Source organism: Methylobacterium sp. WCS2018Hpa-22 (assembly GCF_031843785.1).
In the GTDB taxonomy this organism is placed as follows: domain Bacteria; phylum Pseudomonadota; class Alphaproteobacteria; order Rhizobiales; family Beijerinckiaceae; genus Methylobacterium.
Map to the genome: position 1 here is coordinate 75345 of NZ_JAVTJA010000013.1, position 22026 is coordinate 97370.

The 22026-nt window shown below is 63.4% G+C and carries 25 protein-coding genes; 10 read left to right on the forward strand and 15 right to left on the reverse strand.

The genetic code is table 11. The features are described 5' to 3' along the window. Positions 1 to 303 precede the first annotated feature (303 nt). The 4 genes from rplM (at position 304) to RQI43_RS17715 (ending at position 3771) form a co-directional block, all read left to right on the forward strand. Entirely contained in the window at positions 304 to 765 is a 462-nt protein-coding gene (gene rplM / locus RQI43_RS17700) for a 50S ribosomal protein L13 (RefSeq protein ID WP_056252523.1), read from the forward strand. Positions 766 to 767: 2 nt separating this feature from the next. Continuing rightward, the gene (gene rpsI / locus RQI43_RS17705) at positions 768 to 1247 is read left to right on the forward strand and encodes a 30S ribosomal protein S9 (protein WP_026175762.1); all 480 of its coding nucleotides are present in this window, start codon (positions 768 to 770) and stop codon (positions 1245 to 1247) included. Between the two features lie 83 nt (positions 1248 to 1330). Next, complete coding sequence (locus tag RQI43_RS17710; protein ID WP_056432842.1) at positions 1331 to 1582, forward strand: hypothetical protein; 252 nt, start codon at positions 1331 to 1333, stop codon at positions 1580 to 1582. A gap of 98 nt (positions 1583 to 1680) precedes the next feature. Continuing rightward, a complete protein-coding gene (locus tag RQI43_RS17715) occupies positions 1681 to 3771 on the forward strand; it encodes a prolyl oligopeptidase family serine peptidase (RefSeq protein WP_311276004.1) in 2091 nt (696 codons plus the stop codon). A gap of 6 nt (positions 3772 to 3777) precedes the next feature. Here RQI43_RS17715 and RQI43_RS17720 read toward each other — a convergent pair whose 3' ends face one another. From RQI43_RS17720 to cyoA, 5 genes are all read right to left on the reverse strand, one after another. Next, positions 3778 to 4521: an SURF1 family protein gene (locus RQI43_RS17720; protein WP_311276005.1), complete on the reverse strand. Its 744-nt coding sequence runs from the start codon at positions 4519 to 4521 to the stop codon at positions 3778 to 3780. Positions 4522 to 4643: 122 nt separating this feature from the next. After that, complete coding sequence (gene cyoD / locus RQI43_RS17725; RefSeq protein ID WP_056432852.1) at positions 4644 to 5045, reverse strand: cytochrome o ubiquinol oxidase subunit IV; 402 nt, start codon at positions 5043 to 5045, stop codon at positions 4644 to 4646. Next, a complete protein-coding gene (cyoC, locus tag RQI43_RS17730; protein WP_056432855.1) occupies positions 5042 to 5671 on the reverse strand; it encodes a cytochrome o ubiquinol oxidase subunit III in 630 nt (209 codons plus the stop codon). Before cyoC ends, cyoD begins: the two co-directional genes overlap by 4 nt. Positions 5672 to 5676: 5 nt before the next feature. Then, on the reverse strand, positions 5677 to 7680 hold the full coding sequence (cyoB, locus tag RQI43_RS17735; protein WP_311276006.1) for a cytochrome o ubiquinol oxidase subunit I: 2004 nt from the start codon (positions 7678 to 7680) through the stop codon (positions 5677 to 5679). 132 nt (positions 7681 to 7812) lie between these two features. Then, positions 7813 to 8937, reverse strand: a complete 1125-nt coding sequence (gene cyoA / locus RQI43_RS17740; protein WP_311276109.1) for a ubiquinol oxidase subunit II — start codon at positions 8935 to 8937, stop codon at positions 7813 to 7815. Positions 8938 to 9304: 367 nt separating this feature from the next. Here cyoA and RQI43_RS17745 point away from each other — a divergent pair, with 367 nt between their 5' ends. Further along, positions 9305 to 10636 carry an MFS transporter gene (locus tag RQI43_RS17745; protein ID WP_311276007.1) on the forward strand — a complete coding sequence of 444 codons (1332 nt, stop codon included), beginning with the start codon at positions 9305 to 9307 and terminating at the stop codon, positions 10634 to 10636. Between the two features lie 81 nt (positions 10637 to 10717). Here the strand turns inward: RQI43_RS17745 and RQI43_RS17750 are convergent, their stop codons facing one another. Together RQI43_RS17750 and RQI43_RS17755 are read right to left on the reverse strand one after the other, a co-directional pair. Then, entirely contained in the window at positions 10718 to 11173 is a 456-nt protein-coding gene (locus tag RQI43_RS17750; protein WP_311276008.1) for a hypothetical protein, read from the reverse strand. Between the two features lie 503 nt (positions 11174 to 11676). Beyond that, positions 11677 to 12204, reverse strand: coding sequence for a hypothetical protein (locus RQI43_RS17755; protein ID WP_311276009.1), 528 nt, complete (start codon positions 12202 to 12204; stop codon positions 11677 to 11679). A 215-nt stretch (positions 12205 to 12419) separates the two neighbouring features. Between RQI43_RS17755 and argC the strand changes: the two genes are divergently transcribed. From argC to RQI43_RS17775, 4 genes are all read left to right on the forward strand, one after another. After that, positions 12420 to 13355 (forward strand): N-acetyl-gamma-glutamyl-phosphate reductase, encoded by a 936-nt coding sequence (gene argC, locus RQI43_RS17760; RefSeq protein WP_311276010.1) that lies wholly within the window; start codon positions 12420 to 12422, stop codon positions 13353 to 13355. Between the two features lie 1362 nt (positions 13356 to 14717). Then, on the forward strand, positions 14718 to 15242 hold the full coding sequence (locus RQI43_RS17765; protein ID WP_056432877.1) for a MucR family transcriptional regulator: 525 nt from the start codon (positions 14718 to 14720) through the stop codon (positions 15240 to 15242). A gap of 827 nt (positions 15243 to 16069) precedes the next feature. Continuing rightward, on the forward strand, positions 16070 to 16582 hold the full coding sequence (locus RQI43_RS17770) for a DUF4365 domain-containing protein (protein ID WP_311276011.1): 513 nt from the start codon (positions 16070 to 16072) through the stop codon (positions 16580 to 16582). Beyond that, positions 16579 to 17727, forward strand: a complete 1149-nt coding sequence (locus RQI43_RS17775) for a hypothetical protein (RefSeq protein WP_311276012.1) — start codon at positions 16579 to 16581, stop codon at positions 17725 to 17727. Before RQI43_RS17770 ends, RQI43_RS17775 begins: the two co-directional genes overlap by 4 nt. A 118-nt stretch (positions 17728 to 17845) precedes the next feature. On the opposite strand, the gene RQI43_RS17780 is transcribed toward RQI43_RS17775, so the two are convergent. From RQI43_RS17780 to RQI43_RS17815, 8 genes are all read right to left on the reverse strand, one after another. Further along, on the reverse strand, positions 17846 to 18349 hold the full coding sequence (locus tag RQI43_RS17780) for a hypothetical protein (protein WP_311276013.1): 504 nt from the start codon (positions 18347 to 18349) through the stop codon (positions 17846 to 17848). A gap of 42 nt (positions 18350 to 18391) precedes the next feature. Beyond that, the gene (locus RQI43_RS17785) at positions 18392 to 18865 is read right to left on the reverse strand and encodes a hypothetical protein (RefSeq protein ID WP_311276014.1); all 474 of its coding nucleotides are present in this window, start codon (positions 18863 to 18865) and stop codon (positions 18392 to 18394) included. 111 nt (positions 18866 to 18976) lie between these two features. Beyond that, positions 18977 to 19252, reverse strand: coding sequence for a hypothetical protein (locus RQI43_RS17790; RefSeq protein WP_311276015.1), 276 nt, complete (start codon positions 19250 to 19252; stop codon positions 18977 to 18979). A gap of 38 nt (positions 19253 to 19290) precedes the next feature. Next, positions 19291 to 19743 (reverse strand): hypothetical protein, encoded by a 453-nt coding sequence (locus RQI43_RS17795; protein ID WP_311276016.1) that lies wholly within the window; start codon positions 19741 to 19743, stop codon positions 19291 to 19293. Continuing rightward, the gene (locus RQI43_RS17800; protein ID WP_311276017.1) at positions 19730 to 20017 is read right to left on the reverse strand and encodes a hypothetical protein; all 288 of its coding nucleotides are present in this window, start codon (positions 20015 to 20017) and stop codon (positions 19730 to 19732) included. Before RQI43_RS17800 ends, RQI43_RS17795 begins: the two co-directional genes overlap by 14 nt. Beyond that, on the reverse strand, positions 20010 to 20411 hold the full coding sequence (locus RQI43_RS17805; RefSeq protein WP_311276018.1) for a hypothetical protein: 402 nt from the start codon (positions 20409 to 20411) through the stop codon (positions 20010 to 20012). Before RQI43_RS17805 ends, RQI43_RS17800 begins: the two co-directional genes overlap by 8 nt. Further along, positions 20404 to 20724, reverse strand: a complete 321-nt coding sequence (locus tag RQI43_RS17810) for a hypothetical protein (RefSeq protein ID WP_311276019.1) — start codon at positions 20722 to 20724, stop codon at positions 20404 to 20406. Before RQI43_RS17810 ends, RQI43_RS17805 begins: the two co-directional genes overlap by 8 nt. A gap of 133 nt (positions 20725 to 20857) precedes the next feature. Further along, complete coding sequence (locus RQI43_RS17815; protein ID WP_311276020.1) at positions 20858 to 21265, reverse strand: hypothetical protein; 408 nt, start codon at positions 21263 to 21265, stop codon at positions 20858 to 20860. A gap of 191 nt (positions 21266 to 21456) precedes the next feature. Here RQI43_RS17815 and RQI43_RS17820 point away from each other — a divergent pair, with 191 nt between their 5' ends. Then, positions 21457 to 21978 (forward strand): hypothetical protein, encoded by a 522-nt coding sequence (locus RQI43_RS17820; RefSeq protein ID WP_311276021.1) that lies wholly within the window; start codon positions 21457 to 21459, stop codon positions 21976 to 21978. The last annotated feature ends 48 nt before the right edge of the window (positions 21979 to 22026 follow it).

Consider the following 22026-nt stretch of genomic DNA (forward strand, 5'->3'; position numbering starts at 1 on the left):
CCGCAGCGAAGCGGAGGCCTCGAAGGAGGGCTCCAGCTTGCGCATGATGGCTGAAGCCCTCCTTCGAGGCCCGCTGGCGCGGGCGCCTCAGGATGAGGGCGCGGGTGGGAGGGGAGCGGGAAGGATGCGGTATCCTGATACCTCAACCCCGAAATGCTTCGTTTCCTTGAGGTTTTTGCCGATTCCCATCATCCGAAATGCCTTGACGACTCATCCGCAGACCCGTATTGCAGCCTCCAACGCCGCTGCGTGTCTCACGTGGCGGCGCATCGTTTTGCAAGACATCATACGGAACGCCACGGGATGAAGACCTTTTCTCTGAAGCCCGCCGACGTCGACAAGAAGTGGATCATCGTCGATGCGGAGGGTCTGGTCGTCGGCCGGCTCGCCACCATCATCGCGATGCGCCTGCGTGGAAAGCACAAGGCTTCCTACACGCCTCACGTCGATTGCGGCGACAACGTCATCGTCATCAACGCCGAGAAGGTGAAGTTCACCGGCCGCAAGCGCGAGCAGAAGGTGTACTACCACCACACCGGCTACCCGGGCGGCATCAAGGAGCGGACCGCGAAGTTCATCCTCGACGGCCGGTTCCCCGAGCGTGTGGTCGAGAAGGCCGTTGAGCGCATGCTCCCCCGTGGACCGCTGTTCCGCCAGATCATGGGCAACCTCCGGGTCTACAAGGGCACCGAGCATCCCCACACCGCCCAGCAGCCGCAGGCGCTCGACGTCGGCAGCCTCAACCGCAAGAACGTGAGCGCTTGATCATGGCGACCCTCCAGTCCCTCTCCGACCTGAACCGCGCCAACGTCGAAGATCCCGAGAACGCGGCTCCCGTCCACGTTCAGAAGCTCGACGCCCAGGGCCGCGCCTATGCCACCGGCAAGCGCAAGGACGCGGTCGCCCGCGTCTGGATCAAGCCCGGCAACGGCACCGTGGTGGTCAACGGCCGCACGGTCGAGACCTACTTCGCCCGCCCCGTGCTGCGCATGATCCTGCGCCAGCCGCTCACCATCGCCAACCGCGTCGACCAGTACGACATCACGGTCACGGTGCATGGCGGCGGTCTCTCCGGCCAGGCCGGCGCCGTCCGTCACGGCCTGTCCAAGGCGCTCACCTATTACGAGCCCGAGCTGCGCGCTCCCCTGAAGCGCGAAGGCTTCCTGACCCGCGACAGCCGCGTGGTCGAGCGCAAGAAGTACGGCCGCAAGAAGGCTCGCCGCAGCTTCCAGTTCTCGAAGCGCTGAGCGTTTCGGTTCTCTCGAGTTTTGGAAAGGGCGGCCTCGTGCCGCCCTTTTCGTTTGTCGCGACACAGTCCGAAGGTCACTCGATGCCCAACGTCTTCCGGCGCGTTCACGCCCCCGTCGTCACCGCGGTCACGCTCTGCCTGTCGAAGGCCGGCGGCGAGGTGAAGGGCGAAGTGAAGCTCGCCGACGGACGCCAGTTCAGCACCACCGGCCTGCTCCCCATCGCCCAGGCCTTCGGCATCGCCGTCCACGTGGCCAACGAGGGCGGCATGGAAATCGTGGTCATCGATCCGCAGAGCGCATGGAAGCCGAGCTGGGGAACGCTCGAGGGTTAGAGATTTGCGCGAAGCCCCGTCGCGTACCGGTCGAAAGGGGGGTCCGATTCCGGTCGGAAGCCGTCGCCATTCCGGTGGAATCGCCCTAGTTTCGGGGCATGATCCAGCCGACGAAACCCACCTTCGACCCCCGTCCCACCCGCGCCGAACCCGATGACGACCCCCATCTCTGGCTCGAAGAGGTGGAGGGTGCGGAGGCCGTCGCCTGGGTCGAGGCGCGCAACGCTGAGACGCTGGCCCGCTTCACCGACCCTGTCATGGAGCGCGACCGCGAGGCGGTGAAGGCCATCCTCGACCGGCCTGACAAGATCCCCCTCGTGTCACGGCGCGGCCAGCTCCTCTACAACATCTGGCGCGATGCCGAGCATCCCCTCGGCCTGTGGCGGCGCACCGACGAAGCCTCCTACCGCGCCGGCACCCCCGCCTGGGAAACCCTTCTCGACATCGACGCCCTGGCGAAAACCGAAGGCGTGGATTGGGTTTGGGGCGGCGCGACGCTCATCCCCGGCACCCATGACCGCGCCCTGCTGAAGCTCAGCCGGGGAGGGGGCGACGCTACCATTCTGCGCGAGTTCGACCTGCCGACGCTCAGCTTCGTCGCCGACGGTTTCACCCTGCCCGAGGCGAAAGGCGGGGCGGATTGGCTCGACCGCGACACGCTGATCCTGTCGAGCGCCCTCGGCGAGAGCATGGCCACCCGCTCCGGCTATTCCCGCACGGTTCGACTCTGGACGCGCGGCCAGGACCCGCTCGCGGCCACCATCCTGTTCGAGACCGCGCCCGAGAATATGGGCCTGTGGGGCGAGGTCGACCACGCCGCGCCCTCCGAGCGCGTGGTGTTCATGGAGCGCACCGGCTTCTTCGACGGCATCCTGCATATCGGCGACCGAACTGGCCCGACCCACCGCATCGACGCCCCCACCGACGCCGAAATCTCTCTCCACGGCGACCATCTCGTCATCCGAACCCGCTCTGAATGGAGCATCGGCGGCGCGCTCCACGTGCCCGATACGGTCCTCGCCATCGGCCTTCCGGCCTTCCTCGACGGGGATCGCGGCTTCACCGTGTTGTGGACGCCCTCCGACCGCCGGGCGCTGCAGAACGTCTCCTGGGCCGGGCCGCGCCTCATCGTCGACGCCCTCGACGATCTGCGCCCGTCCTACAACGTGTTCGAACCGGGGGAGGGCGGCTGGAACCGCCTCAGCCTTCCGGGCCTGCCGGAGATCGGCAGCGTGTCCGTCTGGCCCTTCGATTCCGAGCAGAGCGAGTCGGACGGGTCTCTGCTCGCGCTGGTTCAGGATCCGCTAACGCCGCCGACGCTGCTGTCGATCCCCGGCGATCTCTCGGCTCCCACCATCCTGCGCACGACGCCATCGGCCTTCGACACGAAAGGCCTGACGGTCACCCGCCACGAGGCCATCTCGGTGGATGGCGAGCGCATCCCCTACGTCCAGGTCGGCCCTGCCGGGGCGAGCGGTGACGCGCCGGTGCATCTGTCAGCCTATGGCGGATTCCAGATCTCGCTGCTTCCCACCTATCAGGCGGTTCTCGGCAAACTCTGGCTGGAGAAGGGCGGCGTCGGCGTCGTCGCCAACATCCGTGGCGGTGGCGAGTTCGGCACTCGGTGGCATCAGGCCGGCCGGCGCGAGGGCAAGGCGCTGGCGCATGACGATTTCGCGGCGGTGGCCGCCGATCTGGTGGCGCGCGGCATCACGAAACCCCAGCGCATCGCCGCGCAGGGCGGCTCGAATGGCGGCCTCCTCATCGCCAACATGCTGACCCGCTACCCCGAGCGCTTCGGCGCCCTGTTCTGCACGATCCCGCTCATCGACATGCGGCGCTATTCGAAACTCCTGGCGGGCGCGAGTTGGATCGCCGAATACGGCGATCCCGATGAGGAGGCGGATTGGAGTTTCCTCGGCGCCATCTCGGCCTATCACACAGCGGAAGCGGGCAAGCCCTATCCGCCGATCCTCATCGCCACGACGCGACGCGATGACCGCGTCCATCCGGGGCATGCCCGCAAGATGGCGGAGAAGCTACGCCATCTCGGGTACGACCCGGCTTTCTTCGAGCCGGCGGCCGGAGGTCACGGCTACGGCAAGGACAATTCCGAGACCGCCGCTTTCCTGGCCCTCGGAATGGGCTTCCTTCGGCAGTCGATCGGCTGGGTTCCGGAGGACAGCTGAAGCGTCTCAGGCGCCGCGCCGGCGCATCCCGTCGCGGATGACGTAGGCGCCACCAGCCGCGGCCATGATGGCGAGCGCGTACCATGTCAGGGCGTAGACGAGGTGGTTGTCGCTGAAGGCCACCACTGTGAGCCCGCCTACGGGATACTCGCCGGGATTGGCCGCCGCATCGGCATCGATGAAGTAGGGCGCGGTCGCTCCGAGGCCACGCGAAGCGGCGATGGCTGCGACATCGCGCGAGTACCAGCGATCGGCCCCGGGATCGTTGTGGCGCAGAAAGCCGCCGCCGGGCTCAGAGATGCGCAGCAGGCCGGTGACCTGGGTTTCGCCTATGGTCCGGCAAAGTTCACGCGATGCAGGATCGCGCTTATCCGCCGGGACGAAGCCGCGGTTGATGATGATGGTCGTTCCGTCCGCGCCCACCAGCGGCGTCATTACCCAATATCCGCCGCCGAGTTCCGTCACGGCCTGGACGAGGGTTTCCCGATCGTTCGCGAAGGTCCCGGTGGCGTAGACCCGGCGGTAAGCGTCGGTGCCGGCATCGATCGAGGGCCAATCCGACTGCCGAGGTGCGAGGACCGGAGCGGCATGGATCCGCGCATCGACGCGGGCGATCAGGTCGTGCTTCCACGCGCGGCGCTGGACCTGCCAAGTGCCCAGCGCAAGAAAGGCCGCTACGGTCAGGAGAGTTAGAACGCCGACTACCGCGAGGCCAGTGCCCGAGGGCCGGAGGGGTCTATCCGTTCTCATCAGAATGCCGAGACGATAAAATTACGGCCACGCCTCGGATACGTGATCCGAGGCGTGGCCGTAGGGTACTGGTCTCGCATCGTTCTTCCCGAAAACCGGCGTCCAGTAATTGGGACGGTGCGCTAGTGGTGCTGATGCAAGCTGGTCGGCGTCATCGGCATCATGTTGGTGTTCAGATGATACATCACCCAGACGGAGCCTGTGAGCGTGATCACCACTAGCGTCAGGGTGAAGATCAGCGCCAGGATCGTCCACCCGCCCTCGGACTTGGTGTTCATGTGGAGGAAGTAGACCATGTGGACAACGATCTGCACCACACCGAAGCCCATGATGACGAGGCCGGTGAGACGCGGGTTTCCGAGCACATCCCCCATGACCAGCCAGAACGGGATCGCGGTCAGGATCACTGACAGCACGAAGCCGGTAACATACCCTTTGAACGAGCCGTGACCGCTATGGTCGCCGTGGCCCTTCACGTCCTCTTCGTGGTCCGCTGCATGGGCGGACTGGCTGGCGGCGCTCATTGCAGCACTCCCATGAGATAGACGAAGGTGAAGACGCCGATCCAGATCACGTCGAGGAAGTGCCAGAACATCGAAAGGCACTGCAGCCGGCGCTGGTTCTCCGGGATAAGGCCCTTCTGTTCGGTCTGGACCATCAGCACGACGAGCCAGACGAGGCCGAGCGTCACGTGCAGGCCGTGGGTGCCCACCAAGGTGAAGAACGACGACAGGAAGGCGCTGCGCTGCGGCCCGGCGCCTTCATGGATGAGGTGTGCGAACTCGTAGAGCTCCAGGCCGATGAAGGCGAGGCCGAACAGGCCGGTCACGCCGAGCCAGAGCTGCATCCGCCGCTGCTCGCCCTTGGCCATCTCCAGCATGGCGAAGCCATAGGTGATGGACGAGAACAGCAACATCGACGTGTTCAACGCCACCAGCGGCAGGTCGAACAGATCCTTGGGAGAAGGACCTGCCGCATAGTTTCGACCGAGAACGGCGTATGTGGCGAACAGGGCCGCGAAGATGAGACAATCGCTCATCAGATAGATCCAGAAGCCCAGCATGGTGCCGCCTTCGGGATGGTGATCCTCCTCCATGTAGAAGGAGGGTGCCTCGCCTTCCTTGGCGAGGGTGGGAGCGTGCGACGCCATGGTTCTCAGACCCGACCTTCGAGCAACCGGGTCCGTTCAGCCTCGGTACCGATCACGGTGTCGGCCGGGATGTGGAAGTCGCGGTTGTAGTTGAACGTATGCCCGATGGCGACGACGGCCATGGCGATGAACGTCAGTGCGGCAAGCCACCAGATGTACCAGATCATGCCGAACGAGAAGCCGATGCTGAGGATGCCGAGGATCATGCCCGTGCCGGTGTTCTTCGGCATGTGGATCGGGCGGAAACCCTGGAGCGGTCGGGCATAGCCACGGCGTTTCATGTCCGACCACGCATCGTGATCGTGAATCACGGGCGTGAAGGCAAAGTTGTAGTCTGGCGGCGGCGAGGAGGTCGACCATTCGAGGGTACGGCCGCCCCACGGATCGCCGGTGTGGTCACGCAATGCTTCGCGTCGCATGAAGCTCACGACGAGCTGGATGATGAAGGAGAGGATGCCGAACGCGATCAACCCGGCGCCGAAGGCCGCGATGATGAACCAGATCTGCAGCGAAGGATCGTCGAAATGCTGCACGCGGCGCGTCACGCCCATCAGGCCTAGGACGTAAAGCGGCATGAAGGCGAAGTAGAAGCCCGTGAGCCAGAACCAGAACGACATCTTCCCCCAGAACGGATCGAGCTTGAAACCGAAGGCCTTGGGGAACCAGTAGGTGATGCCGGCCAGCATACCGAACAGCACGCCGCCGATGATGACGTTGTGGAAGTGGGCGATGAGGAACAGGCTGTTGTGGAGAACGAAGTCGGCCGGGGGCACGGCGAGGAGAACGCCGGTCATGCCACCGATGGTGAAGGTCACCATGAAGCCGATGGCCCAGAGCATTGGCTCCTCGAAACGGATGCGGCCCTTGTACATGGTGAAGAGCCAGTTAAAGAGCTTCGCCCCCGTCGGAATCGAGATGATCATCGTCGTGATGCCGAAGAACGAGTTCACGGAGGCACCCGAGCCCATCGTGAAGAAGTGGTGCAGCCAGACGAGGTAGGACAGGATCGTGATGACCACGGTGGCGTAGACCATCGAGGCGTAGCCGAAGAGCCGCTTGCCGGAGAAGGTCGAGACGATCTCCGAGAACACTCCGAAAGCGGGCAGGATGAGGATGTAGACCTCCGGATGACCCCAGATCCAGATGAGGTTCACGTACATCATCGGGTTGCCGCCGAGGTCGTTCGAGAAGAAGTGCGTGCCCACGTAGCGATCGAGGGAGAGCAGCGCGAGAACGGCCGTGAGGATCGGAAAAGCGGCGACGATAAGGATGTTCGTGCAGAGCGCGGTCCAGGTGAAGATCGGCATCTTCATCATGGTCATGCCAGGCGCGCGCATCTTCACGATGGTGGCGATCAGATTGATGCCGGACAACAGGGTGCCGATGCCGGCGATCTGAAGCCCCCAGATGTAATAATCGACGCCGACGCCGGGACTTCCGGCAGGGCCGGAGAGAGGCGGGTAGGCCAGCCATCCGGTACGGGCGAACTCGCCGACGAACAACGACGCCATGATCGTCGCGGCGCCGCTGACCGTCATCCAGAAGCTGAAATTGTTGAGGAACGGGAATGACACGTCGCGTGCACCGATCTGCAGCGGCACGACGAAGTTCATCAGCCCGGTGACCAGAGGCATCGCCACGAAGAAGATCATGATCACGCCGTGGGCTGTGAAGATCTGATCATAATGATGCGGCGGCAGGTAGCCCTCGTTGGCCCCGAAGGCGATGGCCTGCTGCGAGCGCATGAGGAGTGCATCGGAGAAGCCGCGCAGCAGCATCACCAGCGCGAGAACGACATACATGATGCCGATCTTCTTGTGGTCGACGGAGGTGAACCAGTCGCGCCACAGCGGACCCCACCAGCGCATATAGGTGATGAGGCCCAGCAATCCGACGCCACCGATGGCGACGCCGATGAACGTCACGAGCAGGATCGGCTCGTGATACGGAATGGCTTCGAGAGTCAGTCGCCCGAAGACGAGCTTCTGAAGATCGAGATTGGCAAACATGGGATCGCTTCGTTCCCGGTTGTCGGCGAGGGGACGTACCGACCGATTCGGTACTCGTCTCTCATGGGTTCAATTTAATGGTGCCGCCACTGTGATGCGCCTGTCCCGAAGGCCGCGCGTCATCGCGTCGGCCTAGCGGTTCAGCTGCGCGGGGGCAGGGTCACTTTGCTTCGTGTCAGACCCGGAATGGTCGTGGTGGTGATCATGCCCCTTGTCCGGGTCGACCTCCTGGCTGCGCGTCTTCTTTTCGGTGGCTGGGAACGTCGCCCCCTGGGCCTCCTCGCCGCGGACGGCATGCCTGTCGTCGTAACGAAGCCGCTCCCGGTTGGCGTGGCTCTCTTTGCCGGCGCCGCCCTTGGAGTCGATGCTCATCATCTCGCCCATGCACATCTTGCCCTCGACGACACACATGTTCAGAATGGCGCTATAGAGCCCCGGCGCGACGCTGGAATAGTAGCCCACCGGCTCACGCTCGCTCGGCTTCTCCAGGGCGATGTAGGCGTCGCGGTTGAGCTCCTTACCCTCGGCCTTCACCTTGGCGACCCACTGGTCGAAGCCGCCCTGGTCAAGCCCGTGGAACTTGAAGTTCATCCGCGAGAAGCCTTCGCCGCTATAATTAGCGGAGAAACCTTCGTAGACGCCCGCCTTGTTGATGACGGCGTGCAGCTTCGTCTCCATTCCGGCCATGGCGTAGATCTGTCCCGCCAGCGCCGGAATGAAGAAAGAGTTCATCATCGAGGCCGAGGTGATCTTGAAATTGATTGGCACATCCACCGGCGCCGCCAGTTCATTCACCGTGGCGATGCCCTGGTCGGGATAGAAGAACAGCCACTTCCAATCGAGTGCCACGACCTCGACCGTCAACGGCTTCACATCCGCAGTGAGCGGACGGGAAGCGTCGATGCGGCTCAGGGGCCGGTAGGGATCGAGCGTATGTGTGCTGATCCAGGTCAGCGCCCCGAGGGCGATGATGATCACGAGAGGCGCCGACCAGATCAGCACTTCGAGCTGAGTCGAGTGGTGCCAGTCGGGGTCGTACTCGGCCTCGGTGTTCGATTGGCGATAACGCCAAGCGAAAAAGAGCGTGAAGGCGATCACCGGAAGGATGATCAGCAGCATCAGCCCCGTCGAGGCGACAATGAGGTCACGCTGCCGCGTGGCGATGTCGCCCGCTGGCTGCATGACGACCATGTTGCAGCCCGAGAGAAGGGCCATGAGAGGCAGGAATGCGAGAGCGCGCAAGGATCTGGATGACATCCGACCGGCTGCAGTGAGACGTCCGCGGGCGGAACGTCGGGAGGAAACATTTGGTTTACGAAAAGCGGCGGCTCGTACTGGATTGCTTGCCGCGATGCCGTTTCGATACGGGCTTCTCCTGCGCAGTGCAAAGGCGCCCTGGCAAGTGCGTGCGGCTTTAATCAGCCGGGCGTTGAGAGCATAGCTGATTTCCATCGCGGAAGGCAGTAAGAAGGGAAGCATCACCCGCGGGACATATGCCTGACTGATCCGCGAAACGTGACGTTGCATCGCTTTGCCGCAGTGCAACAAGCCCTCATAATCGGAACACAGGGATGCGCCAAGTGCGGCGTGTCCTTCCCACCCTTCAAGCAGCGAATGGCCGTCCATGAGCCAAGATTACGCGTTGCAGACCCCGCCGCATCTGAGTGCAGGTGCCAGGGCCGGCGCATCCGAACCCGAAGTCGCGCCCGGCGACATTGCCGTCGGTGTCCTCATCGGCCGGACATCGGAATTCTTCGACTTCTTCGTCTTCGGCATCGCCTCGGTGCTGATTTTCCCGAAGGTCTTCTTTCCGTTCGTCCCGCCCCTGGAAGGCACGCTCTACGCGTTCGCCCTCTTCGCTCTCGCCTTCGTGGCACGGCCCATCGGTTCGGTGATCTTCATGGAGATCGACCGACGGCATGGGCGAGGCGTGAAACTGACGATCGCCCTGTTCCTGCTCGGTGGCTCGACGGTGTCGATCGCGTTCCTGCCGACCTATCACAGCATCGGGATGGCCTCGGTCTGGCTGCTCGCCGCTTTCCGTATAGGGCAGGGGCTCGCGCTGGGCGGCGCGTGGGACGGCCTCGCTTCGCTTCTGTCGATCAAAGCCCCCGGTGACCGCAAGGGCTGGTATGCGATGATCCCGCAGCTCGGAGCGCCCATCGGCTTCGGGCTCGCAAGTGCCCTGTTCTCGTTCTTTCTCGCCAACCTGACCATGGACGACTTCCTCGATTGGGGCTGGCGTTACCCGTTCTACGTGGCCTTCGCGGTAAACGTCGTCGCTCTTTTCGCGCGACTTCGCCTCGTGGCAACCGAGGAGTTCACGCAGCTTCTCGAGACGCGCGAACTCGCCCCGACCCCGGTCTGGGAAATGATCCGCGCACAGGGGCGAACTGTCCTTATCGGCGCCTTCGTGCCGCTGGCGAGTTTTGCACTGTTCCATCTCGTCAGCATCTTCCCGATCAGCTGGATCACCCTGTTCACGAAGCGCTCGGCCGGCGAGTTCCTGCTCGTACAATTCGTCGGCTCGATCGTCTTCGCTGGCGCGATTGTGATCTCGGGAATCGTCGCGGATCAGGTGGGCCGGCGTCGGCTCGTCGGCATAGCGGCCAGCCTAATCGGCTTGTTCAGCCTCGCCAGCATTCTCGCACCGCTGCTGTTCGGCGATAGCGAGACCGGCCAGACGATCTACGTGCTCGTCGGCTTCGGTCTGCTCGGCTTGTCTTACGGGCAGACATCAGGCTCGGTGACCGAGTATCTCGGCACGCGCTATCGCTATACCGGCGCGGCGCTCACATCCGATCTCGCCTGGCTGATCGGAGCCGGCTTCGCGCCGCTGGTGGCGCTGAGCCTGTCGAGCCGATTCGGCCTTGCCTGGGTGGGAGTTTACCTGCTGTCGGGTGCGGTCGCGACCTTGGGCGCGCTCGCCATCAACCGGAAGGTTGCCGCGATCTGACAATTACGGACGTGGTACAATGAGAAAAAGGCCCGCATGCACCGCATGCGGGCCTTTTTCATATCCGCTTCGGGTCGAGCCTTATCGGATTGCAGGGCAGAATTCGCCGGATGGACCCAGAGCGAGATCCCCCTGACGAGGAGTGTTCAGGGCAAACGCTCCGGTATCGTCGCGCGGAAAGAAGCTCGGGCCGAGTTCGCGTTCGAAGAACCCATTCCCGATTTCGTAGAAGCAGCGATCCATGACCGCCGTCACGGCAAAGCTGCGCTGAACAACGGGTTGTCCGAAGGGTGGGCCTCGGCGCGGGACGTCGCAATAGCCGGTCACGTCTACCGGAGCCGACCCATCGAGCTTGATTGTCCTCGACGTGCCGGGGCGAACCGTCACTGCTCCACCCTCCCCTTGGCCCACTACGAGCGTCAATGTCGACCGGTTGGCAACTTTGCGCAGGCAGGACGCCTCGGCTTCGCTGAACCCTGTCACGAGAACTACGAGGGTGGCGAAGCCGGCCGCGAGCGACTTCAGGCGGATGGGCATGTGAAGACCTCTCAAAGGTTGGGATTGCGGAGAACGTGACATCAAAACCGGATTGACGGTATCAGCGGTTAATTCCACCAGGACCGCCGGATGTTCCACCGGTACCCGGCAGGGCGCCGGTCCCAGGGGGGCCACCGACGCCGGTTCCGACGCCCGCACTGGAGGACAGCCCCGATGCCTCACCCGCACCACCGACCGGAGGCTTTCCAACCGGAGACCCGGGAGAAACGGAGTTTGTCGATGGCATGCCAAAGGCGCTCCCTGAGGGTGTGCCAGCTTCACCACTCTGCGATGGAGCCGTGCCGATGCCGGCCGGAGCCGGAATGCTCTGAGCAAGTACGGTCCCCGTCAGCAATAGGACGAGACAAGGTGCGAGCACGACGGGTCTGGCGATCATCGAAACGGGTCCTGGAAGAACAGAGATATAGGGCAGAACTCGGCGTGGCTCGCTTCCGTTCAACCACGATGCCAGGGAAGCGTGGGATCTATCAATCCTCCCACGGTCAGGAGGCATGAAGCGCTTTCTGCAACTCGTCCTTCGACATACTCGAGCGACCGCGGATATTTTCCGATCGGGCCTGCTCCATCAGTTGGGCCTTGGTGGGCCCATCCGAGGCCTTGCGGGACTTGGATCCACCTTTCCGGGCGGAGGCCGCTTTCTCGGCTACGTCCTTCGGCTGACTGGAAAACTGCTTCCCGTTTTTGGTGTCAGCACGCTTCTTTCGGGTCGAGCGGTCGTACTCCTCCTTTGACAAGGAGGAACGTGCTTTCTTCGGAAGATACCGTTCGCCCGTCTCGCTGCTCGGCTCGCCGGATTTCGTATCCCATTCCTCATTGGACCATTGCGTAAGGCTGTTGTCCTTGGACTTCCGTCCCTTGTAACCGCCTCCGGCCTCTTTATAGGCCTTCGTCGCCGCTTGAGCTTTGCGGGCGGACCATTGGCCGGGTTTGCCTCCTTTATCCGAGGAGGTGACCTCGGACTTGATTTTATCCCACAGCTTAGGATCGGACTTCTCTGCGCTGGCGGCCATCGTTCAAGCCTTTGCTTGTTTCCATGCGATCAACATGCGCCGGAAGGGCCAGTTCCCGGGGTATGACGTGTCATCAATCCGTGTGAAAGCACGACGATAAAGGTGCTTCGACCGCGAAGGCTCCGGTACCGCGACATTGACTTGAGAAGCCGGAGTCTTCACCTCGCGAGCGCGCAGGGCGGTTATCCCACGGCGAGACAAACGGAACCTTTCAAATGAGCGAAAGCGGATTGGCGAAGCCCACGGTGTTCATCGATGGGGAGGCCGGCACCACCGGGCTCGGCATTCGCGAACGCCTGGAGCGCGAGGGCCGCGTCTCCCTGAAAAGTATCCCTCATGAGAGCCGCAAAGACATCGCGGTCAAACGGGCGCTGTTGGCTGACGTAGATCTCGTCGTCCTCTGCCTGCCCGACGACGCTGCTAAGGAAACGGTGGCTTTGGCCGATGCTCTTCCGGCTGGCGGTCCCCGCATTCTCGATGCGAGCACCGCCCACCGTGTCAGTCCCGGTTGGGCTTACGGCTTCGCTGAGTTGAACGCCGGCCAAGCACAGGTGATCCGCGAGTCGCGGCGCGTCGCCAATCCCGGCTGCTATCCCACCGGGGCGATCGCGTTGATACGGCCCCTTGTCGATGCTGGATTGCTGCCGTCGGACACGCCGATCAGCGTCAATGCGGTAAGCGGCTACAGCGGTGGCGGCAAGAGCATGATCGAAGCCTATGAGGCCGGCGACGCACCGGCCTTTCAGCTCTACGGCCTCGGCTTTGCACACAAGCACCTGCCGGAACTTCAAACCTATGGCGGCTTGACCCGTAGGCCAATCTTCATCCCATCCGTGGGAAACTTCCGCCAGGGCATGTTGGTCAGCATTCCGCTTCACCTCGATACTCTGCTGGGGCGTCCGGATGCGGCAGCACTGGAAGCGGCTCTCGCAGCCCATTACGCCGGCAACACCTTGGTGACGGTGATACAGACCAGCCCGAACGACAAGCCGGATGCCGAGGGCCTGAACGATACTGATCGTCTCGAACTAAGGGTCTATGGAACACCGGACCATTCCCAGGCGCTGCTCGTTGCCCGGCTCGACAACCTTGGTAAAGGCGCCTCCGGTGCCGCTGTTCAGAATATTGGCCTCATGCTCGGGCTGGATTAAACGAACGACGCGGACAGGACTCACTACACTATCCGGGCCTGTCCATATTATGGGGCGTGGCTCGGGTATCGCCGGAACGGTCGACTGACGGAAATTGGAACTTGGCGCCGAGCCTTCACGCGGCGTCATTCGAACAATGCGTATATAATATTTCTGGCAGCGCATTTCCCATGCGAGAGCGCATCGCCATAGGCTGGCTCGGCCGCGGAGTTGCGACAGCCATACGTCGATTCTCGGACATCGAAGCGACCAACGAGTCCAACTTCATCCTCCTTCCTCTCCGACCCGAAAAAGACTATCCCCACGCGCATTAGTTGTATTTTGTTCGTCCCGTTGACGGGACATCCATATTCAGCAAAATTACGGCGGATATTTCAGACCGATCTTCACGACTCATCTTAAAAAGAGACCGCTTGAGAATCTGCCTCTCATCGTGCCGCTGATATTCGCAGCAATACGACGCATACTTTTTGCATGAAGGTGCGATTTTGACTGAAGTTACAGGGAACTGATTTCCGTTGAACAGGTTAGCCACCGTCGCCTGCCAACACGGCGATGAGGTAAGTTTCTTGTCGCTCAATGAAAGTCGAAAAACTCACCGTATGCCCCGTCGAAGTAGATGCTTGTTTCTAAGAAGCTTTTCCTGATGCGAGAGGAAGGTCTAATTCCACGAGCACCTTGAAGATGTCAGACGAGGAGGCCAAAGATCCACCGCTACCGCTGCCGAACTCCTACCTCGAAACGTCATGAGAGGGGAGGTATACGATTGCAAACTCTTAATTTCTACTATTTGCCGGCCTTCCGCACCAGAAGTCGCGACATCTGCTATTCGGCGAAGGTGGAAAATCACCTTCTACTCCAACATCGGGATCACGGCATGACATCTGGACGAATAGCCCCACCGACAGGGCTGAATGATGGATCTTCCAGATGCGTGGCAGTGCGCCGTGCAGTTGGATTCGGCTGCCGCAACGACCTTTGAGCTTATGCGAAGTGGCGGGAGCGGACTTACCCCCAGATGGAACTTCGAGGTTGGCCCAGGTGGATTTGCCAGTCGTGATTGTTTTGACCGGCAGACAATCCCACCCACGAAGTTTTCCCCTGCGACCTTTGTCGGGTCTGGTGATGAGCGAGCCGCCGCGAGGCGTTGATGCGCTGAAATGATGGATAAACTCTGCTTGGTGCCACGCCCAAACGTATGGGGATCGCATGATATGGCTCTCGCAGACGGCGAAAACCCGATACACACGAGCGAATGATCCTTAAAACACCGAATTTCCTGCAATAACATCTTGCGATAGGTGAAAACAGAGCTTAGTCTCGTGTACAGTTTCAACAAATTGAATCGATGGTACGAATATCATGAGTGAATCAGACACTGAATCGGCTCGTCTTATCACCTTAGCGGCTGATATCGTTTCCGCTTACGTCAGCAACAATCACGTTCAAAGCGCGGAACTGCCTAAGCTTTTAAGCGATGTGCACGAAGCCATTCGCACTGTGAGCACGAGCAATGCACCGGCGGTGGACACTGGGCCGCCCAAGGCGACGCCGCAGGAGATCCGCCGCTCCGTGACCCCGGATTACTTGGTCAGCTTCGAAGACGGCAAGCAGTACAAGACGCTTCGCCGTCACCTCACGCTACGGGGACTGACCCCTGAGCAATACCGGGCAAAATGGGGTCTGCAGCCCGACTATCCGATGACGTCCGCCGCTTATTCCGAACAACGGTCCGAGCTAGCTCGTGCACTCGGTCTCGGCCAGCAGCGTCGTAAGACTGTGACCAAGTCAGCTCCAGAAGAGGTTGTGAGCGAGCCGGTGGAAGAAGCTGTCGCTCCCGCGCCGGAAAAGAAGCGTCGCGGCCCGCGCAAGAAGCAGGCGGCCTGAGTCTTTTCCAAAGACCCGACCTAGTATCATCCGGGTCATCCGACAAAGCCTACTTCCGGCATGCGCCGCGAAGTAGGCTTTGTCGCGAAAAATGCTGAAATTTGCAGGAAGGTATGGTTTTTATAGGAGCTTTAGGCGAGCCGTGGATCGACGAGGATTGGACTTTATAATTGTTGTCTCAACCGTCGATCACCCTTGGTCGGAACATGCCGCAAACACAGGATCTGCGGTAGAGGAAGCCATGAAAATCCTGCTGCCTTGCAGCGTAGGCCCATCTGGTGCTCTCCACACTTGATCAGCCCAGGCAATCGGCGAGGGCTAATGACAGCCCTCCAGAGCGGTGTTAGGAAAAGCGCGGCGTCCCGACTCCGTAGCTCAGCTGGATAGAGCAGCCGCCTTCTAAGCGTCTGATTGAAAGCCCGTACGAAGTCATTCCCCTCTGCGCAGAGCGGCCGCCACGGCAACGACCAGGAGCAACTCGGACGGTATTCGGACGGCCTGAGGCGAGCTGCAGGGTCGGACGGCTGTCTGCGGTGGCGTTATCTCGGACTTGCACGAATCTGCGTTCGGGCGATCATTCCCTACTGGCCATCGCGGCCGGGGTGCTGGCAAACAACCACCGTCGAGGGGTTCGATTCCCGCGCCTGGTTGGCGCTCGATGGAAATGACCAACTATCATCACACGTCCGGGTCGGCCGGAACCACGTGAGCAGGAGGGCTCGGGTTGCACCCGGGCCCTTTCGCTTTCTGAGCGTGACCGCTGGACTCGACCGGCCAGGACTGGGAGAACCTCAGGTCACTGAAATCTCGAACGTCCGAGTTGGGTCTTGATCACCCCTGAGCATGCGAAGGAGGCCATCTCGAATGCCTACGTCCATGCCCTCGCCGGCGCGGCCGGGCTGAACCTCGCCGCCAAGCCGACCTTCGACTACGGCATCGACGGGGCGTTCCACCCGGTCAAGAACATCGGCGGGAAGCTCATCCAGTCAGCCTTCCCCGTCGAGTTCCAGATGAAGGCCACGACCAAGTGGCGCCACGAGGACGACGTGGTCGTCTACGACCTCTCGGCCCGGGCGCACGTCATCCTCACGGACAGGGAAAGGAACCAGGCCATGGCCATCCTCATCCTGCTCTGCATGCCACCCGACGCGTCCGATTGGGTCGCCGGGTGCGAGGAGCGCCTGCGCCTGCGGAACTGCTGCTACTGGTATCGCGTCCCGGGCCCGCCGACCGAGCGCTCGTCGAAGGTCCGCGTCCGCATCCCGCGGTCCCAGGTGCTGACCCCAGCCAGCCTCAGGGACGTCATGCTGATGGCCCGCGAGGAGGCCTTGGCATCATGACGGCGCCGGTCGACATCATCGAGGGCGTGCCGCTCGGCTCCCTCAAGCGGTACCTCGCCGTCACCGGCTGGCGGCGCTCAGTCCTGCGCGACGGCGCGGTCCTGTTCGCCAAGGGGGACGGCGACCCGGTCGAGATCTTCCTGCCTGGAACGCAGCAGGTCCGTGACCTGCGGGAGCGGCTGACCTCGGCCCTCGTCACCCTGACGGACATGGAGCAGCGCCCGTTCGAGATGGTCGCCGCCGCCATCCGCGCGATCAGCTACGACCTGGTGCGATCGCGCCTGCCCGATTCCGCGATCCGTCAGGACACCATCCGCCTCGGCACCGCGGAGACGTTCATCAAGCGGATGCACGGCACCCTGGAGGCGTTGGCGCACGCCGAGCTCCACGCCGGGCCATTTTACCAGCGCGTCAGCTCCGTGGCCCAGCGTTACGCCAACGACTGTCGCTTCGGTCACACCTTCCGGGGCAGCTTCGGGTTCACCATCGAGTCCCCGGTCGGCTCACGGACGCCGGACGAGGGGGACGTCCAGGCCCTCGCTATGGGGGAGGAGCTCGTCGCCCCACCGCTTGAGAGGCTCGTGGTCCAGCGCCTCGCCCGCGGGCTGCGCACCATCGAGGCGGCGATTGCCGAGGAGGACCCGACCCTGATCACCCAGGGATACGCGACCGGCCTGAACGCGAACGCCTGCGAGGAGCTCACCGCCCTGGTGTCGGAGCCCCAGGTCAGCGAGGTGCGGTTCCAGATCCTGTTCTCGCCGGAGTGGGGCGTGCCGGCTGACCTCGGTAACGCGCCCGTCATGACCATTAGCCAGGCCCGCGGGGTGGGCATCCTCCAGGAGGCTGCGAAGGTCCTGCGGGCGGTCGACTACGACAAGCGGCGGACCATCATGGGCAAGGTCCGGACGCTTCACTCGATGGAGGTGCCCGCCGACCTCTACAGCATCTCAGGCTTGCAGGACGTCGTCGTCGAGTGGGTTAGCGAAGAGTTCGGCACCCGAAATGTGCGTGTGTCCTTGGGGCCCGAGGAGTACCTCCAGGCGGTGCAGGCCCATACCGAGGGCCGCCGGATCTCCGTATACGGGGAGCTCGATCAGACGCGGCAGTGGCGTCTCGATAACGCCCGCGACTTCAGGCTGCTGTAGCCTCGCCGTTGTCGGCCTCGATGCGGTCGGCGGTGCCCTTGTCGGCGGTCGGACATGCGGCTTACTCGGGGCACTCCTCACCATTCTATGAGGAGGCCCGATTCGCGCCAGCGCCGAGTCATGCCGGGCGGATCGGCTTGCCGGTATCGACGTCCATCAGCTTGCCGCCTGGCGGAATGACGCGACCGTCCCTGATGACCATGGCCTGCTGGACGATGGGGTCGATGGCCCGCTCGCGACCGGCGAGGTGATCGGCCATGTAGGCACGGAGCCAATCCGGGTCGATGCTCGGACCGCCGTGGCGCTCGACCTCCGAGCACCACTTCACGTGACCATCGACCTTGGGCTGGTCCTTGAAGAAGTGAGCGCCCGCGTCCGCCACGCGGACCGCCAGGATGGGCACGATCTCCTCGGGTGGCGTGTCGGGCATGACCCGGCAGGACATGCGGGCCGACCACAACGCCATCGCGATCTGCTCGTCCTCGGCCTCGACCTTCCCGATCTCGGTCAGGCTGGAAGCGGTGGCCCGGGCCGCCTCGTTGGCCGCCTGTCGCTCGCGGATCTCGGTGAGCTGCATCATCAGCCCGTTGGTCTGGAAGGTCATCTCGTCCATCTCGTCCATGGTCGTCTCCGAAAGGTTCTGGATGGTTGCGCGGGGTTGGCGCTAGAAGTCTGCGATCTCTTCCAGGGCTTTCCTGTCTTCAGCCGGGATTGCCATCCAATTGAGGTAATCGCTCACCTGCTTCCAGAGATAGTCCTTGTTGCCGTTCATGTAGGTCTGTACGCGTCCGTCCACGAACGAGTAGTGGTATTGCCCATAATAAAGGTATTCGGGATTTTCGTCGGTCGTCAGGGGCGTTCCCTGATACGGGCACGTCTCCTTCAGAAGGCGATTGCTTGCCTCATGGTGACCGTCCAATAGGACCAGCGTCGCGAAGGTCGCCTTCTCACCGGGCAGGCGGATGAACCATGCCGTCAACTTGAGTTGCAGCATGATCTCGCGAGCGCGGTCCGTCAGGTTGGCCTGCTGGAACTCGGTGTCGCATTCCAAGTCGAGGTTCTTCGTCGTCTGAAGCGCCTCGACCTGGTGGCCGAAGATCTTGCGGGGGCGCCATGACGGGCCGCGGATGTAGGGCATCGGTGTCTCCGGATCGGGGCACCGTAGCTTGGCCGGATTACCGCTCGCGGAATCGGAAGGTCGCATTTGATCGGATCGGATCAATCGAATTCGAGGACTCGGGTCTGAAGGCTAGATGGCCTGGGCTCGCTCCCAAAGCTCGTCCTCGCCCATGACTACCTCGCCGTTCCGGTTGCTAACCTCCAGGGGGCGCCAGAGGTTCAGGTCGATGGCCGCGGCCGCGCAGCAGACGGCATCGTGCAGGGTGTCGAAATCCTGCGAGTAGGGCTGCCGGTGGCACTGCCCGATCATCGTGAAGGGCGGCTTCTTTGTCAGGGCCGCGGCGTCCTCGTTCAGGGACAGGGACGCCCCGTCGCGGAGGACGAGATCCTTCCAGGGCATGGTCATGCCTCGGGTGGCCTTCCATGCTGGGTGGTGCCGTCGGGCTAGTCCCAACGGTGGTCGCAATCCGGCTCGTACTCGATGCCGACGATGGTGGCCTTCAGGCGGCGAACCTTGTCCCGGAACTGGTTGACCGCGTTCCGCTCCATCCCGACGCAGCCCGCCAGGTCGCTGAGGATCGCGTAAGCCTGCCTGGAGGCCTCCTTCATCCGCTCGGGTTCGGACATGGTCGTGGGATCTGGCTCGGGCGCCGGGATCTCGTCGGCGGTCGCGATCCTCACCAGCAGCGCGGTCAGATCCGATCCGATTGATCCCTCGACGGCGGTGACGAACCAGTGATCCCATTTGGTTTTCTCGCCCTTGGTGCCGATCAGGATGACGTCGCCGGGGGCGTGGCGCTCGAACGGGGCGCGGATGATGATGAACCATCCCCGCTCGGGCACCTGATACCAGTCGCTGCCATCGACCCGGTAGATGTGCTGATCACGCTTGCCCATGGGAGCCCTCGTTCCGAAACAGCGCCGCCCCGCGGGCGACCACCATGGGCCCTTCGGCGACCCACGCCATGAACGTGGGCCTCGGCGACGTCGGCTGGGTCTTCCCGCCCCGGAGACGACGGCGCCGCCGACGGGTCATGTGCTTCGGGAAGTTGCCCAGCGTGAGGACCACGCCGTCGAGGTCGCCCCAATCGAACCCGGCTTGCCCCTTCGGACGGGCCGGGTCGTCGCTGCCCTGGGAGCAATCGATGCCGAGGATGATCCGATCAGCCATGGAAGCCTCTCGGCGCCGGCCATTCCCACTGGACCGGCTGGTGACAGGTCTTACCCAACACCATCCTCGCCGCCCGGACGCGTCCCCGATTCCTGCGGCGGGCCCGGCGGGACAGGGGCTTGCCGATTGCCGGCCGGGCGACCTTGTCCGCCTCGGCATCGACGACGACGTCGACCATCGCCCGCCAGGTCGAAGCGAGATAGCCGCGCTCGAACTCGGCGCGCCACGCATCCATCTGGCGTTCGTGGCGCTCCTTCTCGGCGCGGATGAATCCGGCATAGACGGACTGACCGCGCCGAAAATCCTCGGCCCCATCCTCGTATGGCTGCTCAACCAACGGAGCGAGGTACGACTGCGCGAAGGCCTTGTAGGCCTCGAAGGTCGCCTCAGCCATGGAAGGACCCCACCTGCGGGAGTTCGGAAGCGTGCCCCGTCAGGTACGTGGCGCCCATCTCCCGCACGTAGTCCTGAGGGGTGATGGTCCCGCGGACGTACATGGCGCGGAGGGAGGCTCGCTCCTGATCGGGCGTCACCTTCGGCTTGGCGTCCAGGGCCTCGCGGCGGGCCGGGACGCGGTTCAGGAGGTAGGCCAGCACGTGCCCACGGCCGGTGAAATCCAGCATGTCGCCGTCAGCAGCCTGAAGCTCGGTCGGCGTCATCGAGAGGATGCGGGAGATCCACTCTTCCTCATGATCCTCCAGGAGCATCAGCTTGGTATCGGCCTTGAGGGCCTGCTCCGCGTGGTACCGGCGGACCTAGTCCTCGTGGGCGGAGATCTGGTCGGGGGTCATGTCGCGGTAGAGGCGCGCCACGGTCTCAGTCAGGGTTTCCTTCGCCATGTCAGGCCTCCACCTTGAGGAGCACATGGTGCCCGGCGTTCTGCTCGGCGGATGCGTCACCCGGATTGAGGAGCCAGCGTGCCACACGCTCACGGTCGGCCTGCTCCCAGACAAGCCAGCGGCGACCGGCATCGGCGGCAGGCTCGCGTCCGTGTCCGGAGGGCTGCTCAACGACGTAGTCGCATTCCATCAAGCCAAGCCTCTGGTACTCGTCCGGGCTGAGGCTGAGCGCCTCGACGTCACGCGAAACGGGCATCAGGCGCGCCGATACGAGCTCGGTTCGCTCCTTGCGCCCGTGGGGCAGGACGTTTCCGAGGATCTGCAGTTCGCCGACACGCATCGGCCAGACGTCCTGGAAGATCGTGGCCACCTCCATCCTGGAGAGTTCGCTCCAATCAACGATCCGCATGCCCCCTCCAGGAATCCGAAGGGGGCCCCCGCACCTGGCCGGGCCCCCCTCCAACTCGGCCCGCATCGGCAGACCCGAACGCCTCGTGGCGCATCCCAACAGGGTAGCGTGATCGCGCCGATTCGGGGGAAGGGGGCGCGCGACCGGCGGCGCGAGGCTTCCCGAAACCCTGGACCGTGATATCCGGGGGCATGCCCATCCGCCTCGCCTACGTCGACCCAGGCCACTTCCCCGTCCCCTCCGGCTGGATCGCCGTGGGCTTCCTCGGGGGCGCCGTGGTGCTGGCGTATGACGAGGCGAGACGGCCCCACGCGGTCGTCGACGGCGTTCCCGCCCCCCTCGAAACGTCCGAGGTGAATCCGGCGCTGGCCGAGGCGGTCGAGGCGGCCGCGCTGCGGGTCTGGCCCGACGGGTGGACGCATGCCGTGGCCGACGTCTTCAAGGTCAACCGGCGGTCCCTTGCCCGCGACCGCCTCGCCACCGTGGCGCTGCCCCCGGCGGTGATGCGCGTGCTCGGCTCGATCTCGGACAGCCCCGACGCGGACGGCCTCGGGCGGATCATGTCGGCCATGGCCTGGTACGCCGACGCCTATGGCGAGGGGTCGGCATGGCCCGACCGGGTCGAGACCGCCGTCCAGGCCGTCGCGAACGTGACGGTCGCCCTGAGGGAGGCCCGCCGGGGCAAGCCTCTCCGGCCTGTGGATGAAGGTTAGCTTTACTTCTCCTTAGGATCTCCGGGCGTAAACCTTGGAGACCACTAT

Coding starts and splice junctions, on each gene's coding strand:
- RQI43_RS17785 (WP_311276014.1), bottom strand. CDS start 18,865: ATGCCCTACATCCGCGGCCCGTCATGGCGCCCCCGCAAGATCTTCGGC.
- RQI43_RS17715 (WP_311276004.1), top strand. CDS start 1,681: ATGATCCAGCCGACGAAACCCACCTTCGACCCCCGTCCCACCCGCGCC.
- RQI43_RS17805 (WP_311276018.1), bottom strand. CDS start 20,411: ATGGCTGAGGCGACCTTCGAGGCCTACAAGGCCTTCGCGCAGTCGTAC.
- rpsI (WP_026175762.1), top strand. CDS start 768: ATGGCGACCCTCCAGTCCCTCTCCGACCTGAACCGCGCCAACGTCGAA.
- RQI43_RS17790 (WP_311276015.1), bottom strand. CDS start 19,252: ATGACCATGCCCTGGAAGGATCTCGTCCTCCGCGACGGGGCGTCCCTG.
- argC (WP_311276010.1), top strand. CDS start 12,420: ATGAGCGAAAGCGGATTGGCGAAGCCCACGGTGTTCATCGATGGGGAG.
- RQI43_RS17795 (WP_311276016.1), bottom strand. CDS start 19,743: ATGGGCAAGCGTGATCAGCACATCTACCGGGTCGATGGCAGCGACTGG.
- RQI43_RS17810 (WP_311276019.1), bottom strand. CDS start 20,724: ATGCTCCTGGAGGATCATGAGGAAGAGTGGATCTCCCGCATCCTCTCG.
- RQI43_RS17750 (WP_311276008.1), bottom strand. CDS start 11,173: ATGCCCATCCGCCTGAAGTCGCTCGCGGCCGGCTTCGCCACCCTCGTA.
- cyoC (WP_056432855.1), bottom strand. CDS start 5,671: ATGGCGTCGCACGCTCCCACCCTCGCCAAGGAAGGCGAGGCACCCTCC.
- RQI43_RS17745 (WP_311276007.1), top strand. CDS start 9,305: ATGAGCCAAGATTACGCGTTGCAGACCCCGCCGCATCTGAGTGCAGGT.
- RQI43_RS17800 (WP_311276017.1), bottom strand. CDS start 20,017: ATGGCTGATCGGATCATCCTCGGCATCGATTGCTCCCAGGGCAGCGAC.
- RQI43_RS17815 (WP_311276020.1), bottom strand. CDS start 21,265: ATGCGGATCGTTGATTGGAGCGAACTCTCCAGGATGGAGGTGGCCACG.
- RQI43_RS17765 (WP_056432877.1), top strand. CDS start 14,718: ATGAGTGAATCAGACACTGAATCGGCTCGTCTTATCACCTTAGCGGCT.
- RQI43_RS17720 (WP_311276005.1), bottom strand. CDS start 4,521: ATGAGAACGGATAGACCCCTCCGGCCCTCGGGCACTGGCCTCGCGGTA.
- RQI43_RS17775 (WP_311276012.1), top strand. CDS start 16,579: ATGACGGCGCCGGTCGACATCATCGAGGGCGTGCCGCTCGGCTCCCTC.
- RQI43_RS17820 (WP_311276021.1), top strand. CDS start 21,457: ATGCCCATCCGCCTCGCCTACGTCGACCCAGGCCACTTCCCCGTCCCC.
- RQI43_RS17780 (WP_311276013.1), bottom strand. CDS start 18,349: ATGGACGAGATGGACGAGATGACCTTCCAGACCAACGGGCTGATGATG.
- rplM (WP_056252523.1), top strand. CDS start 304: ATGAAGACCTTTTCTCTGAAGCCCGCCGACGTCGACAAGAAGTGGATC.
- cyoB (WP_311276006.1), bottom strand. CDS start 7,680: ATGTTTGCCAATCTCGATCTTCAGAAGCTCGTCTTCGGGCGACTGACT.
- RQI43_RS17710 (WP_056432842.1), top strand. CDS start 1,331: ATGCCCAACGTCTTCCGGCGCGTTCACGCCCCCGTCGTCACCGCGGTC.
- cyoA (WP_311276109.1), bottom strand. CDS start 8,937: ATGTCATCCAGATCCTTGCGCGCTCTCGCATTCCTGCCTCTCATGGCC.
- cyoD (WP_056432852.1), bottom strand. CDS start 5,045: ATGAGCGCCGCCAGCCAGTCCGCCCATGCAGCGGACCACGAAGAGGAC.
- RQI43_RS17755 (WP_311276009.1), bottom strand. CDS start 12,204: ATGGCCGCCAGCGCAGAGAAGTCCGATCCTAAGCTGTGGGATAAAATC.